The sequence below is a fragment of the Mycobacterium colombiense genome, from assembly GCF_003284935.1.
In the GTDB taxonomy this organism is placed as follows: Bacteria; Actinomycetota; Actinomycetes; order Mycobacteriales; family Mycobacteriaceae; genus Mycobacterium; species Mycobacterium arosiense_A.
This window is the reverse complement of sequence record NZ_QMEV01000021.1, coordinates 60,758-75,203: the sequence shown is the minus strand read 5'-3', so window position 1 is coordinate 75,203 and position 14,446 is coordinate 60,758. Positions and strand designations below refer to the sequence as shown.

Annotated in this window: 9 protein-coding genes and 1 pseudogene; 3 read left to right on the top strand and 7 right to left on the bottom strand. The window is 65.6% G+C overall.

Annotated elements, in window-relative coordinates; translation table 11 throughout:
* Positions 1-66: 66 nt before the first annotated feature.
* A pseudogene (locus DQP57_RS12415) lies at positions 67-570 on the top strand (GMC oxidoreductase); the annotation flags it as partial.
* A 510-nt stretch (positions 571-1,080) separates the two neighbouring features.
* Here the strand turns inward: DQP57_RS12415 and mdlC are convergent.
* Complete coding sequence (gene mdlC / locus DQP57_RS12410) at positions 1,081-2,682, bottom strand: benzoylformate decarboxylase (RefSeq protein ID WP_112633268.1); 1,602 nt, start codon at positions 2,680-2,682, stop codon at positions 1,081-1,083.
* A 276-nt stretch (positions 2,683-2,958) separates the two neighbouring features.
* On the opposite strand from mdlC, the gene DQP57_RS12405 reads away from it, so the two are divergent.
* Both DQP57_RS12405 and DQP57_RS12400 read left to right on the top strand, forming a co-directional pair.
* Positions 2,959-4,449 carry a helix-turn-helix transcriptional regulator gene (locus tag DQP57_RS12405; RefSeq protein WP_112633267.1) on the top strand — a complete coding sequence of 497 codons (1,491 nt, stop codon included), beginning with the start codon at positions 2,959-2,961 and terminating at the stop codon, positions 4,447-4,449.
* Positions 4,450-5,397: 948 nt separating this feature from the next.
* Entirely contained in the window at positions 5,398-5,847 is a 450-nt protein-coding gene (locus tag DQP57_RS12400) for a universal stress protein (RefSeq protein WP_112633266.1), read from the top strand.
* 80 nt (positions 5,848-5,927) lie between these two features.
* Here DQP57_RS12400 and DQP57_RS12395 read toward each other — a convergent pair whose 3' ends face one another.
* From DQP57_RS12395 to DQP57_RS12365, 6 genes are all read right to left on the bottom strand, one after another.
* Positions 5,928-7,109: a GGDEF domain-containing protein gene (locus tag DQP57_RS12395; protein ID WP_112633265.1), complete on the bottom strand. Its 1,182-nt coding sequence runs from the start codon at positions 7,107-7,109 to the stop codon at positions 5,928-5,930.
* 33 nt (positions 7,110-7,142) lie between these two features.
* Positions 7,143-7,631: a hemerythrin domain-containing protein gene (locus DQP57_RS12390; RefSeq protein WP_112633264.1), complete on the bottom strand. Its 489-nt coding sequence runs from the start codon at positions 7,629-7,631 to the stop codon at positions 7,143-7,145.
* Positions 7,632-7,980: 349 nt separating this feature from the next.
* Positions 7,981-9,354 (bottom strand): PPE family protein, encoded by a 1,374-nt coding sequence (locus DQP57_RS12385; RefSeq protein ID WP_112633263.1) that lies wholly within the window; start codon positions 9,352-9,354, stop codon positions 7,981-7,983.
* Positions 9,355-10,189: 835 nt separating this feature from the next.
* Complete coding sequence (locus tag DQP57_RS12375) at positions 10,190-11,443, bottom strand: hypothetical protein (RefSeq protein WP_112633261.1); 1,254 nt, start codon at positions 11,441-11,443, stop codon at positions 10,190-10,192.
* Complete coding sequence (locus DQP57_RS12370) at positions 11,443-12,786, bottom strand: hypothetical protein (RefSeq protein ID WP_112633260.1); 1,344 nt, start codon at positions 12,784-12,786, stop codon at positions 11,443-11,445. Before DQP57_RS12370 ends, DQP57_RS12375 begins: the two co-directional genes overlap by 1 nt.
* The gene (locus DQP57_RS12365) at positions 12,786-14,432 is read right to left on the bottom strand and encodes an ABC transporter permease (protein ID WP_112633259.1); all 1,647 of its coding nucleotides are present in this window, start codon (positions 14,430-14,432) and stop codon (positions 12,786-12,788) included. The genes DQP57_RS12370 and DQP57_RS12365 overlap by 1 nt, the downstream gene beginning before the upstream one ends.
* Positions 14,433-14,446 lie beyond the last annotated feature (14 nt).

Below are 14,446 nucleotides of genomic sequence, written 5' to 3'. Positions count from 1 at the left end.
CACCAACGGAGACCAGCCGCCGGCTGAGTCCTCAAATCAGAAAGTCTCCGAACTCACCGGGGCGATTCAGTCTATGGACTACCGGAGCACGGTTGGACGGCGTGTGCTGGCGTGCTCCGACCAAAGAGCCGCGGGCGGGTCCGCCTAACCGGCCCGGATCCGGCCCACCCGGTGGCGATCGAGGACAACAGGTTGGCGCACGAAGAGGACTTCAAGGCCGCGCTCGCCGCCGTTAAGCTGTGCCGCGAAGTCGGTAACTCGGTTCCGGTGCAACGCTTCAACAAACGCGAGGTGATGCCCGGCGATCTGGCCAACCATGAGCTTGAGCGGTTCATCCGCGACGGGACTGAAACCTACTGGCATCAATCCTGCACGGCGAAAATGGGACGAGACGCCATGTCGGTGGTGGATGCAAATCTTAGAGTCTATGGGGTAGAGGGCCTTCGGATCGCCGACGGCTCGATTATGCCGCGCATCACGACCGGCAACACGATGGCTCCCTGCGTAGTCATTGGAGAGCGTGCAAGCGACATTCTCAAAGCCGAGCACGGGCTAACACGGGCCGGCTGAGCACAGTCCTGGGCGCGCCCGCGGCCGCAACCCCGCATGCGCTCGCCACGGTGTCGAGCACACAATAGCAGCGAGATCGCTTGCCGATGTTACTGGTTGTAAGCGCTGAACATGCTCTTGGACAACGTGTTTCATCTAACGTGGTGTAGCGCGGAGGGGCGCTTGTCAGCTTCTGCACTGAACTGCGCACTTCCTAGTTGCTCTCACGTGACGCATTGGTCTTCATGCTGACACGGCCGCGCCGATCCAGAGCTTGGCGAAGCGGCCCACATTCGACGTCTGAAGAAAGGACACGAATTTGAGAAAGATGGCAGATGACATCACTTGAGATAGTCGGAAGCGCCGCAGTTCAGAGCAACCGCGGTATGACACGGAGTTTGAGAACCTACATTCGCCCGGCATCTACGGCACCGCCAGCACGTTTCCGCAACATGATCGCCCAAAATGAGCTGAAGCTCGGGCTCCCTAACTGAGGCCGTTGACCCGTACTTGGCGAATGGGCGGCGGCAACTAACCCGTTACGGGTGTCGTGCGCGCGTTGATCAGAGTCGGCCGGGACCGATCGGCGATACCGCTTTTCACCAATTCCGTGACCTCATCGGTAGTGTGCGCCTCGTGGGCGTCCACGCCGTAGCTGGCGGCGGTTGCTACCACGTCGAGCCCGGGTAGGTCGAGTCCCGGAACGCCCGGCGTCTTCTCCCACACGCCGAATTCTTTGACCACCCCGTACTCGGCGTTGGAGGCCACTACGATCGTGAGAGGAATCTGGTATTGCGCCGCCGTCCACAGCGCGGTGATCGCGTACTGCATTGAGCCATCACCCATTAACGCCACGACGGGACGATCTGGGGCGGCCAGTTGAGCGCCGACGGCGGCGGGCAGTCCAAAGCCGAGTCCACCGCCAGCTGCGGACAAGTGCGAGAGCGGGCGATGCGGTCGAATGCTGTTCGTAATGGCGATCTCGTTGCTGCCGGCTTCGCTGACCCATAGCGTTTGCGGGGGTGCGGCTCGCCCGACCGCCGACCACAATGCCTCTGGCTTGAGCGGTACCTCTTGGTATTCGGCGGTAGGGATCGGGGCGCGCGGTGCGGGGGTGGATCGCTGGCTCGGTTGCGCGGCCGCGAGCAATGCATCCGCCGCGCTGGCCAGGTCGGCGACGATCGCCTCTCCGACCGGGGCCCGGGCGGCTTCGTCGGGATCGTTGGTGATGTGAATCAGGTTCGCGCCTTCGGGGAGGTAGGGTCCCGGCACTTGTGGGTAGTACCGGAAGACCGGGGCGCCGATTACCAGCACCAGATCGTGGCCGGCCAGAATCTGGGAGATCCACCCTGCGCCGGGCGGCAAGATGCCTTGATACAGCGGGTGATCCTCGGGAAATCCGCTCCACCCGGTCAACGGCGCGGTCCATACGGCCGCCTGCGTGCGTTCGGCCAAGCCGACCACGGCGTCCCACGCGCCGTAGCGCTCGACGTCGCCGCCGACTACCAACACGGGCGATTTCGCGGACTCCAATCGGCCGCTGATCTGCTCGGCGAGTTCGGCGGGGAAACCCGCCGCGTGCGTTACCGAGCGGTCGCGCAGTGCGGCGATATCGGCGGACTGCGCGTCGTCGAGTTCGATCGGCATGTCGTCCATCGGCAGCGAGACGAACACCGGACCCATCGGCGGGGTCGTCGCCAGGTGGATCGCACGGGCGAGAACCGCGGGAGCCTCGCTGGCGATTGCGGGTTCTGCTGCCCATTTCACGAACGGTTTGGGCACGGTGGTGGGTTCGTTGTTGGTGAGCAGGCAGTACTGGTTCTGCATTGTCCGGCGCTGGTTTCCCGCGGTGACGATCAGCGGGGTTTTGTTGACGAATGCGTTGTAGAGCTGGCCTTGTGCGTTGCCCATTCCCGGGGCGGTGTGCAGGTTCACCAGCGCGGGCCGACCGGTGACCTGTGCATATGCGTCGGCCATCCCGACCGGCACCATCTCCTGCAGTCCGAGCAGGTAGCGAAAATCGTCTGGAAAGTCTTGCAGGAGAGCTAATTCCGATGAGCCCGGGTTGCCGAACCAGGTGGTTAGCTGGTGGGCGCGGAGCAAGTCGAGGATCGCGTTGCGGACGGTGGTCATGGTTCCTCCAAATCGCCTGGGCTCAACCGGCGCGACGGTGTGGCCGCGACCACCTGGCCCCTCTAGATCATGAGCGCCACGCCTGGACTCGGAATCCTCAAGACCTGGTAGTCCGCTGACAATTGACAGCCGGGTCGGGTGGCCGGGTCGGAGATACAATTTCGGGATGATTTACGCCCGGAACTGGGACGGGCGCGAAGTCATTGGGCGCGGTCTTTTCGCCCCGCCCAGCGGCCGCGCTGGTTTGCGGCCGTCACCTTGTCGACGAGCCCGCCGATGAACTCTGCGCAGAATGCATCACTGGTCGGGCGTGGCGGTGCCTTACCCTCCGTCCTGCGCGGCGAGATGATGTTCACGTCCAACTGCGGTAGCGATGCCGCCGCTGCATTGCTCGAACTAGCCGACGAGCATGCAGCGAGTGCTCCCCAGCTGGCGCGCGAGCTGTACCTTGAGGCATTATCGGCGGCCCTTTTCGCGGGCCGAATCTGCCGCGGCAACGGCATCGCCGAGGTGGCGATGGCCGCTAAGGCCGCACCCCCGGCGCAGGTGCCACCGCGTCTGTCGGATCTCTTGCTGGACGGATTGACGACCCTGATCGTGGGAGGTCCGCGCGCCGGGGTGGGGCTGATTCGACGGGCAGTAGACGGTTTTTGTCGCGCGGGTGAGTCAGGCCCCGGCGACGGGACGCGATGGCTGTGGCTTGCGTGCCACGCCGCCATCATCGCTTGGGATCATCGGGCCTGGCAGCTCCTGCCCGCTCGGCAGGCAACGCTCGCCCGGCTGGCCGAGGACCGGCGCGTGCTGCCCGTGGCGCTGCACTCGCTGGCGGCGGCGCTGACGTGGAGTGGTGACTTTGGCGCGTCGCGGGAACTGATCGCGGAGGCCGACGCGATCACGACCGCGATCGCCACGACGGTATTCCCCTACGCGGCGCTTCCGCTCGCCGCGTGGCGAGGTGACCGGCGCGAGACGGAGCGGCTGATGGAGGCCGGCGCGCACTACGCGGTTGCGCGGGGTGAGGGAATGGGTTTGGCCTCAATCGGTTTGGCGACCGCCCTGCTGTGCAATGGGCTCGGGCATTACGAGCAGGCCCTGGTTGCGGCCCGACAAGGCATCGAACATCCACAAGAGCTGTGGACGAACTTTTTCCTGCCCGAATTAATTGAAGCGGCAACGCGTTGTGGGCAGCACGGCGAGGCGACCGACGCCCTCGAATTGCTGGCCGAGTGCGCGATTCCTGCCGGGACTGACTGGGCCCTAGGAACTTACGCATACTCGCGGGCACTAGTCAGCAGCGATGAGTCCGCTGAACGGCTGTATCGCGAGGCGATCGAGCGCTTGAACCGCACCAATTTGCGCCCGGCGATCGCCCGGGCGCGGCTCGTCTATGGAGAATGGCTGCGCCGGCAACGACGGACCCTCGATGCCCGAGCGCAGCTGCGCCCGGCGTTCGAGATGTTTACCGGTATCGGCATGGCGGCCTACGCCGAGCGGGCTCGACTCGAGATCGAGGCCACCGGTGAGCACGTTCGCGAAAAGCCTTCTTTATCAACGGGATCTTGCCTCACTCTGCGGGAGGCCCAGATTGCCACACTGGCCGCAGGCGGGGCCACGAATGCCGAAATCGGCGCGCAGCTGTTTATCAGTGCCAACACGGTCGCGTACCACCTGCGCAAGGTATTCGCCAAACTCGACGTCACCGCACGACGCCAACTCGCCGTCGCGCTGATACCAATCCAGCCCGAGCTGCCACGACGCCGCCGCTGATGCGCTCCAACGGGCATGGCCTACTAATGAACGGTGAGCGTTGCCGACGTGTCCGTGCTGGCGGTCAGGCGATGATTCCGGCTTGACGAACGGCGGTGTGCCGCTCGGCACGGCCCCAGTTGTGACAGTACGTCGATGGTGTGCTGACCGAGGGTGGGCTGTCGTGACGGGCGGGAGTGCCGTCGAATTGACTGGGGTGGCGTGGAATTCGGTTGCAACCCTGATAGTTCGGCGCTGGCAAGTCGGCGACAAAGATGAATAAGGCAACAATCGGGCCGGTCGGGATCTTCCGTCCCGAGCCGAAATTCGTGTTCGCTGTCCGTCCATGTGGGCGGCGCGATGCATCGTTGTGACCAGCTCGGTGACACAGCGAAACAAGCTGACGTGTTCCATGGGGATCGGGTAGACGCATGACCTTCTTTAACCGCCAGCGTTTTTCATCACCCCGATGTCCTCACGCACCATTCCTGAACAACCCTTGAAATCGGTTGCAACAACCACGCTCACAATGTGCCAAGGCCGGTCCAATACCGAATCAGTCGCGCGGCGACACCTTCCGGGCATCACTACCGGCGTAGCGGCGTATCCGTGCGTCGGTGCCGACAGCCCCTTTCCGCAGCAACTGTCGACGTCAGCAAGGGGAGATCCGTGCAAGCGGCGCTTGCCTCCGAAGCTGCCGTGGGGTAGTAGTGATGAACACGAGCACAGGTGCTGGGAGTTTGGTGAGGAAACCCAGCTGCGCGGGCGAGACAAGTCGACGCGGCTCGCTCTTCGCCGGGAGGCATCGATGTCACATGTATGAAAAGCCAACGCCAGCCCCATGCGGCGAAACCGAAACCGCCAAACCAACCTGGTGCAGAGAACCAATGAGACGAGTCGAATGCCAGCCGTGGCTCGCCGGCCAGCAGCTTGTATGTACTTGGAACACTTGACATTTAGGAGGGACAGATGACCGACTATCAACTTGTGGTTGTCGGAACCGACGGGTCGGACACATCGCTGCGCGCGGTCGATCGTGCCGCCGCGATCGCGGCCAAGTCGAATGCAAAGCTGATTATCGCCACGGCGTACATGCGTGAGGACGACTACCAAACTGGCGAACCGGATCAGCCCCAGGGCGAGGATTACAAGACCGAAGGCGCCGCGCCGGTCTACGACATGCTTCATCAAGCAAGTGATCGTGCTAGAAAAGCCGGCGTTAAGGACATTGAGGAACGGTCGATCGCCGGGGCACCGGTGGACGTGCTCGTCGATCTGGTCGAAGAAACAAAGGCCGACTTGCTCGTCGTGGGAAATGTGGGCGTCAACTCAATCGCCGGGCGTCTGCTCGGGTCAGTTCCACGCGCTGTGAAGCGACGCGCGAAAACCGAAGTGCTGGTGGTCGATACGACCGATTGAGGGGTCGTCGGACGCGCAACGATCATCCTGTGGCGCGCCGCGCGATGGTGTCTGCGCCGCACAGCGCTCAGCTCCGGATTTCAGGATATCCACTGTTGGTCGGAACTCCGAACCTGGTTTCCCCCAGCGCGTTTCGCTTCGTACATCGCGGAATCGGCGGCTTCTACCAGGCTTTCGACGATCTGCCTGTGATGGCTATCGATGCGCGTGGACAAACTGATGCTGCTGACACCCAAACTGGCTGTCACCTGCCAGGGGGTAGCGGTGATGGCCAGTCGCATCGCCTCGGCGGTCTGCAGTGCTTCCTGCATTCCGATGCTTTCGGCAACGAGGAATTCTTCTCCGCCGACCCTGGCGATCACGGTCTTGCCGTCGCGGATTCTGCGGAGGTTGTCGGCGACGGCCACCAAGATGCGGTCCCCGGTCGCGTGACCGTAGGTATCGTTTATGCGCTTGAAATTGTCGAGATCGATCATCAAAACGCTCAGGCACCGCGGGCCCTCACCCAGGCTCAACAGCCTTGGCGCTGCCTTATAAAACCCGCGGCGGTTGCGCAACCCGGTGAGCGGATCGGTCGAAGACTTCAAGGCGTCGACCGAAAGCCAATGCACGAGTACCTGTCCGCAGAACGGTACCGCCAGAATTCCCGCGCTCAGTACCAGCCACTTGGCCGCCGCCATCGAGGCATCACCGTCGATCGCGACACGGGCGGCGCACAACGCTGCAGTGCTTAAGGCCGTACCGACGGTGAAAACCAACAGGCGCGCAGAATGAAAGAACGCGACGTAACCCGCGAGACCACCGAAAGCCGCGCACCCCAGCAGGCCGCTGCGCGGATCCTTCTCGATCACGCAGGCCGCCGCGATACTCAATGTCCCCGCTACGGACAAGATCTGAGATTGAACTCGGGTCGGCCAGCGCAGCAGGTAGATCAGCGCTATGCCTCCGAAGCTGACGATGATCGCAACCGTCGCAGCACGCTGTGCCGACGTTTGTGGACCCGACGGACTGCTGAGCATGAGCATCGTCGCCGCTACCAAGGTGGTCAGGATGACAACCAGTAAGGAGCGAGCAAATGGCTGGAGCCGACGTGCGGCGAGGTAATCCGACAACCAGTCATAGTGGTCGGGTTGACGCCACCACACGCTGATCCAATGCATTAAGCGACGCCTCTCGCCCTCGGTGACATCAAACAACGGCGCGGCCGACCGTGCGTCGTATGTTACTTTCCAGTAGCTGAAATGCAGGCTCTTTTCGATCACGGCGTCGACGAAGTCCCCACGACGACTACGAGATCACTGTGTCGAAACTCCACCCTTCGCCTCCTGACACTTCCACCCTTCGGGCAGGCGGCCGGTGGCGGCGAACCTGGCGAGCTCCGCGTTCGTTGACGCCGGTAATTCGTAGTTGGCATGCAGATAGATGGCCGGCTCCTCGCTGAAACTGTGTGTGTGAAGCTGATCGAGCAGCTGATTGCACGCGGCCTTTCGCTGCGGACTGTCTTCCGGATCGGTGAGCAGCTCGGCGAGGCTTTCCATCGTTGCCCATAGCTGGCCGTGTTCGCGCAGCATGCCAACGATCGGCATGACTATGCCGGCGTCCCGGATGGGCGGGAAAAGAAAGAGCTCCTCGAGATAGATGTGCCGGCGCAGCGCCTCCAGCGTCGCCGCCATCAGCTCGGTCTGCATGCTGCCGGCCTCGAGCTGCTTAATGAAAAGACTTATCGCGGAATCAATTTCGCGATGTTGCCGCATCAGTGCGGCAGATATCACGTGGCGGCTCAAGTGGATGGTCCCGGCGCGGACAGCCCCTGATGTATTCCCTCGCTGATTTGCTGCCTCGAAGCCGGACCATCGGTCGGGGCGGTCCGGCTGCAGTTGCAGCTGATGCCGCCAAAGGGGTTGGGGGCATCACCACCGGAGTTTGGATCGGCGCCCGCCGGCGTCGCCACCGACGCGCCGAACATCACGACCAACGCGGCACACATCGCAGCTTTGACAGTGAGAGCCAACGGCTTTCGGGCCGGCGGCAGGCGCCATCCTGACCGGTGTGGCGTGGGTACGGCCATCGGGGTCTCCTTTGCAGTCGAAACGCTTGTGCACCCTTGGACGTCGCGACGAGTGATTCGGTGCATCACCCGGCCACCGGCGAATGCGGAATCAGCGAGACGCGCATGCCGATGCGCTGAACCGCTCCCTCCGATTCGCGCCCGACCATGGCGCCCAATGGCAGCTTGGACACCGCAGTGCCGGGCGACGCCCCGGGCGCGACGGCCCACCCGCCCGGCGCGGCACCGCCGTTGAGCGCCGGCAGCGGGGCGACCGACGAGACCGTCGTCGCCCAACTGGGGGGCACCGACAAGGTGCTCAGCGCGCTGGCTTGACCCACGCTCGCCGAGGCGCCCTGACCCAGCCCCGCCAGCGGCTCGAGGCCGCCCAAACCGGCCGCGGCGCCCACCCCGCCCACGCCGGCTATGCCCTGGGCGCCCTCGGCCCCCAAGATGGAACCGGCGCCCGCTTCGTCCAGCGCCAAGCCTTGGTAATCCAGATCTAGGCCGTAGAGGTCGATGCCGATCCCACCGCCGTCGGCGATCAGACCGGCGCCGTCGGCGCCGTACCCGGCGGCCTCGGAGGCCAGGCCGGCCGTTGCCCCGTCCGCCGCGGGCGCGGCGGCGAGCGCGGAGGCCAGTCCCGAGGCCGCGCCCGCACCGGTGCTTGCGCTCTTCGTCGCGCCCTTGCCCGAGGCGCCGGTCAAACCCGACAGTGAACTGAGCGGCGCGGAGGCTCCCGACGACCCGAGCGACGCGCCCGTGCCCATCGCCGCCTGCGACAGACCGGTGCTCGAGGAGGAACCGGGGGTGGAAAGGCCTTGTAGGGTCTGGGGCACCGCCGAGGCCCACTGCGTCGTCATGGACTGTGCACTACTTCCGGATTGGGCTGCGGCGTGGGTAACGGCGCCGACGTGGCCGGCGAGGCCGGCCGGATTGGTGGTTTGCGGCGGCACCACCACCGGCGAAAGCCTCGACGCGGCGGCCGAATTGGCAGCGTAGGTGTACATCGCGGCGGCATCCTGTGCCCACATCTCGCTGTACTCGGCCTCGGTCGCCATGATGGCCGGCGTGTTCTGCCCGAAGATGTTGGTCTGGATCAACGCCAACAGCCGGACGCGGTTGGCCGCGATCAGCGGAGGCGGGACCGTCATCGCGTAAGCCGTTTCGAATGCCGCCGCGGCGGCCGTGGCCTGCGCCGCGGTTTGCCCACATTGCTCGGCGGTGGCCGTCATCCACGCCATGTACGGCATCGCCGCGGCGGCCATCGACATCGACGCCGGCCCCGACCAGGACTCGCCGGTGAGGCCGGCGATGACGGCGTAGTAGCTGCTAGCGCCGTCCGTCAGCTCGGCGGCCAGCGACTCCCATCCCGCGGCGGCGGCCAGCAAGCTGGCGGGCCCGGGTCCCAGATACATCCGACCGGAGTTGATCTCTGGTGGCAATGCGCCAAAATCCATGTCTATCCCTAATTTCTTTGCTTGCCTGGCTGACGTGTGCGACGTCGCGCGCGACATCAAGTCAGCGCAGGCGTGTTGTGGATGAATGAAATTGCCATGGCAACGCGCAAACGCTGCGTGGCTAGGTACGACACCGAGGGTTCGCAGCCTGACCTCGGAATTCGGTCGAACTGGCGCACCGGTTGGGGCCGAATTCGAGCTCGACAGCGAACATCGCGTCGATCGTGGGCCGTCCGCGACATGCGGAGCACGTAGGCGGAACTACTGGCGGCTTAAGGCTTAACCAGCCGCAACGGCGTTGCCCGCGAAAAACTGCCGTCTGTGATCAGCAGCGGGCGACGCAGAATCGAATCAACAGATTCTGGTCAACGCATGTCTCGGCCGGCGCGCGAGCGGGTGCATCGACCCGTTGCTGAGACCGCACGATCCCGACCATCGGGGGCGCCGCGGATGCGGGCGAGCGGGGCGTGGAAAGCGCGATGGGGGTTGACCGATTGCGCTTTAGCCCACCGCTTTTGAACGCCTTGTCATCGTTCACGGTGGAAGCGGCGCTGAGGCGCCGAATGGGAACCGAGTCGTTGCTCAGCTGCGTCGGACCGGAAACAGGGCTGGTCGACGATGCCACGGCTGGTGGTTGCCATGGGCCGGTTGTGGTTGCGGCTCGCAAAGACCCGCACCCGAGCACAGCTGCGAGGAGGGCCAACACAGCAACGACGGCAGACGCAGACTGTGGTCGTGACCACCGTGAACGCAATGAAACTCCGAAACTCACAGTGCCACTTAGGCTACCAGCCGCGATGCCTCACCTGGCACGGAGGCATGCCTCCGGCGCCGGTCACATCATCCGCGGGCCGCCGAAACCCGGAACGGCGCCCACCGGGATCAGCGCGAACCCGATGACGAGCAGGATGAACATTCGCAACGTCTTTGGTGTGGGCGCCTGGTCGATCTCCGGTCGGCGCGCCGCGAAAAGAATGAACACGGTTGCCACGTCGAACGCCACGATGGTCAGCCACCGGGTCCAGTCGTAACCGGTGAGGAAGACAGGGATGACCAACACCACGCCGGCGATCACCCAGGCCATTCGGCTCCGCAGCGCCTCGACGAACCCGCGCAGCGGCACGCTCGAAACCGCGCTGACTCCCCACAGCGTCACCGCCAGCGCTCCCGCGCCGAACAGCAAAGAGACGGTGAGGCCCAGTATTCCGATGTGGCCGACGGCGCGGACGGCCTCCCAGATCCCGTTGTCGTAGTTCGGCAACACGTTGCGGCACACCCAGTCGTGATAGTCGGTCTTAGGGCTCTGCCCGTCGACGACGAAGCGGGTCAGCGTTTGCGGCGACGTGACCGTGGCGAAGGGGTTGGGTATCAGTCGGTGCGGTACGGCCGCACACAGTTGCGAGGCGATGTCGTGGCGGCCGAGTCCCGCGACGACGGCCGCGGCGATCACTCCCGGTGCCACGGCGACGAGCGCGCCGCGGCGCTGGGTGGCTTCCAGTGCGCCGCCGAGAACAATGATCGCCAGCACGGCTCCCAACGCGAACTGCAGCCCATTCGCCTCGTGCACGAGGGTCAGCACCGCGATCGCGGCGCCGTAGGCTGCGCAGCATCCCATCGCGATGGCCCGGGTACGTGTGACCGCCAAGGCCGAGCTGAACAGCGCCAGGGCCGCCGCTCCGAACAGATCCGGCCGGGCCGAGAACGCCGCGAACGGTATGCCGAAGGGCAGCAACGGAATCGCCATCGCCACCATGAGCCGGCGCTCCGAGCGATGGCGGCCGAACAGCACCACGCCTGCGACCGCCGCCAGCCCACACAGATAGGCCACCGTCGACAGCCACCGCAGGCCGAGCGAGGCCGCGAAATAATGCCCGGGGACCGAGTGAACCAATTCACCGGCGAGCCCGCGGCGGACGAAGCCGTGTCCGTAATCGGCGGCGTAGTAGGACATCCAGTACACGTCGAGGGGAACGACCTTGATCGCGCACCACAGCACGACCGCCGACCAGACCGCGACCGCGGCGCCGATGCCCACATACAGGAGGTGATGCCGCGCGCGCGGTTTCGCCTCAACCCCCAGCGCCACCATCACATGCGGCCCTCGTACACGGTGGTGGCCGACAGGCGCAGATCGGCCAGCGCACCACACGCGGCCTCGCGCGCAGCGAAGGTGCGCTCGGAACCGCTCTGGTACGCGACGACGGTGAGAAACCGGCTGCCGTTGACCGTTCCTGTGCCGCAGAACAATTGGCCGTGTGCCTGTTCGATGCGAGCCCGGGTGATGCCCTGCTCGGCGAGCCGCATGGAGACCTCGGATGCATCGGCACCGTCGATGCAGCTGACGGCGGCATCGAGGGCGCCGAGATTGGAACATCCCACCGGCAGTTGGCCAGACGACATGGCGATGCCTTCGGCGCGCCGGACCAGCCACCGCGGCGTGAACGGGATGAGAGGTAGCCCGGCGAGCATTTCGTTGGGCTGGTCTTGCAGGGCCGTCAGCGCTCTCTTGACGTCGGTGCGCACACCGGTCAGGTCGTCGACCACCGCTGTGCCGTCGACCGTCACCGTGATCGACGTCAGCGCGTTGGCGCGGTCGTCGTCGGCGGTGCGGTCGCTGACCGGAAGCACCACCGTCACACAGTTACCGTCGGGCAGCACTCTGCCCATCCGGTGCGCCAGGCGCGTGGCAAAGGCGATGAAGAGCGCGTTGCTGCTTCCATTGAGGCTGCGCGCTCGCGCTTCCCATGCCGCAGCGTCGGTTTGGATCGTCACCGACGGCGACGCGTTCGGGTCGTCGCCGGTGGTGGTGAGCGTCTCCGGGCTCCGCTTGCGCGGCGAGGCCGGTTGGTTCGACGACACCTTGAGCAAAATCAGCAGCGTCGCAATCAGCGCTCGGATCGCCGCCGGCAGGGCGATGACGGCATCGGCCAGGTCCTCGACCACCGCACGCCACCGGCCGCGTGAGTTCGGTTGTGCGTAACCGTGATTGCGTTGTTCTCCCTTGACCGCTTCGGCTATCGCGGTTGCCATGCCGAGCCCGTCGGCGACACAGTGCGAGGCCACCAGGGTGACCGCTGCGCCGCCGTCGTCCAGCGGCAGCACGGCGAGGTGAAACGTCGGGCCGTGCTCGGGGTCCACCCGCAGCTGGGCGCGCCTTTCGAGCCACGCGCCGATGTCGTGCCGAGGTTGCCGCGGTTCCCATGCGATGTCGGGGGAGCTGCCGTCGACCACCCAGCGATGACGTCCGAAGGGCAGCGGCGAGCGCTCGATCCGGCGGCCGAGCAGGCCGGCGCCGAGATTGTCGTTGAAGGCCCGCAAGTCGTCGATGTTGACGTCGCGGTCGTAAACCCACGTGCATTGGACCGTGCTGCCTTGACCGGTGGCGCGCAGCCGAAGGAAAGCGGCCTGGTCCAACAGCGCCAGCCTGCTCACTAGCAGCCCGCCTCGGCCGCGGCGCGATACCCGCGCACCGCCGCCGGCGCGAACAGGGCGACCAGGACACCGCCCCACAGGGCCGCCTGCCACAGCGGCGACAGCACCGGCCCGCCCTCGGCGAGCGCGCGCATCGCCTCGATCGTCGGCGATATCGGTGAAAAACGCACCACCGGTTGCAGCCACCCCGGAAACACTTCGGCCGGAGCGACACCGGTGTTGAGGAACAACAGCACGACGCAACCCGCACCCAGCCACGTCACCATCGCCTTGCCGTCCGCGCGGGCGGCGATGGCGATGACCAACACCGCCATGCCCGCCGAAATCACTACTGGCACCAGCACGAAGGCCAGCATCGCCATCCAGCCATAGCTGAACCGCAGACCCAACGCGATCCCGAAGACGGTGAGCACGACGGCGGACATGATGGTTCGGGCGGCCTCGGCGACCAGCCGCCCAGCCACGGTGCTGGCCCGATGCACCGGCTGCACCCACAACCTGGTCAGGACGCCGGACTCCCGCTCCGACGGCAAAGCCAAACCGGCGCCGAGGGTTCCGAACACGGCGCCGACCACCGCGCACATGGGTACCAGCCCGTACAGGCTGTCGTGCCCGGTGACGGCCAAGACGGACTTGCCGACCAGCAGCTTGTAGATGATGAGCAGAAACGTCGGAAACAACAACGCCTGCACCGCGACGATCGGATCGCGCCGCCAGCGGCGCAGTAGCCGCCCCGCCTCCGATGCGCTTTGGCTGACGAAGGCCGTCAGCGGTGTCAGGTACGGAATCCTTTGCCCGGCCACGGCGTTGGCGTTCGTCCGCGGCTGTTCGGCGGACACCTCCCCCGCCGGCACGGGGTCCCGACGTGGCTTGCGCACGCGTCGAGCGGCGCCCGAAGTCCCTGCGCTGACCCGTCGCTGCATGCGCACCGCCAGCCCACCGAACAGCGTCAGCAATCCGAGACACCACCCCAACGTCACCGCCAGCTCCCAGCCGGGGACGCGACCGGTGGCAAGAGCGCGCAGCGCCTCGGTGACCTGTGACACCGGTTGGTAGCGAATGAACGGTCCCAGCCAGGTGGGGAACGAGTCCGCCGGAGCGATGCCGGTCGACAACAGGACCAGGACCAGTTGGGGGAGTAGCAGCAATTGGCTTGACGATTCGACCGAACCGACGCGGGAGCCCAGGGCGTCAGCGCCCAGGCACACCGCCATCGCGAACGCCACGACGATGACCACGAACAGAACCGCGACGCCCGCGCCGCCTTGCATCCGGAAGCCGAACGACCACCCGACCGCGAGGGAAGCGACCAGCGCGACGACCGCGCGTATGAAGCAATAGAGCATGCGTGCACCCAGGGGCACCGCCGCAGGAACCGGTAGGGTGCGAAGGCGGGACCCGAAGCCGGACAAGCGGTCTCGTGCGGCACGGTCGGCCGTGGTCATCGCCCCGAACAGCATCGCCTGCACGATGACCACCGGGAGGACGTATTGCGGATAGGTCATCGGGCCGGTGTGGATGATGCCGCCCAGCACCAGGGTGAAGCCCAGGAAGCAACCGACCGGAGCCAGCGCCGCGAACAGCAGGTCGGCATCGCGCCGGGAGCCCGACATTGTGCGCAAGGTGAGTGCCACGAGGGCACTCATCGCGAGACCTCCCG

What these genes read in the sequence shown, in the direction of transcription:
- mdlC (WP_112633268.1), bottom strand. Translation starts at nt 2,682, where the DNA reads ATGACCACCGTCCGCAACGCGATCCTCGACTTGCTCCGCGCCCACCAG.
- DQP57_RS12405 (WP_112633267.1), top strand. Translation starts at nt 2,959, where the DNA reads ATGAACTCTGCGCAGAATGCATCACTGGTCGGGCGTGGCGGTGCCTTA.
- DQP57_RS12400 (WP_112633266.1), top strand. Translation starts at nt 5,398, where the DNA reads ATGACCGACTATCAACTTGTGGTTGTCGGAACCGACGGGTCGGACACA.
- DQP57_RS12365 (WP_112633259.1), bottom strand. Translation starts at nt 14,432, where the DNA reads ATGAGTGCCCTCGTGGCACTCACCTTGCGCACAATGTCGGGCTCCCGG.
- DQP57_RS12375 (WP_112633261.1), bottom strand. Translation starts at nt 11,443, where the DNA reads ATGGTGGCGCTGGGGGTTGAGGCGAAACCGCGCGCGCGGCATCACCTC.
- DQP57_RS12385 (WP_112633263.1), bottom strand. Translation starts at nt 9,354, where the DNA reads ATGGATTTTGGCGCATTGCCACCAGAGATCAACTCCGGTCGGATGTAT.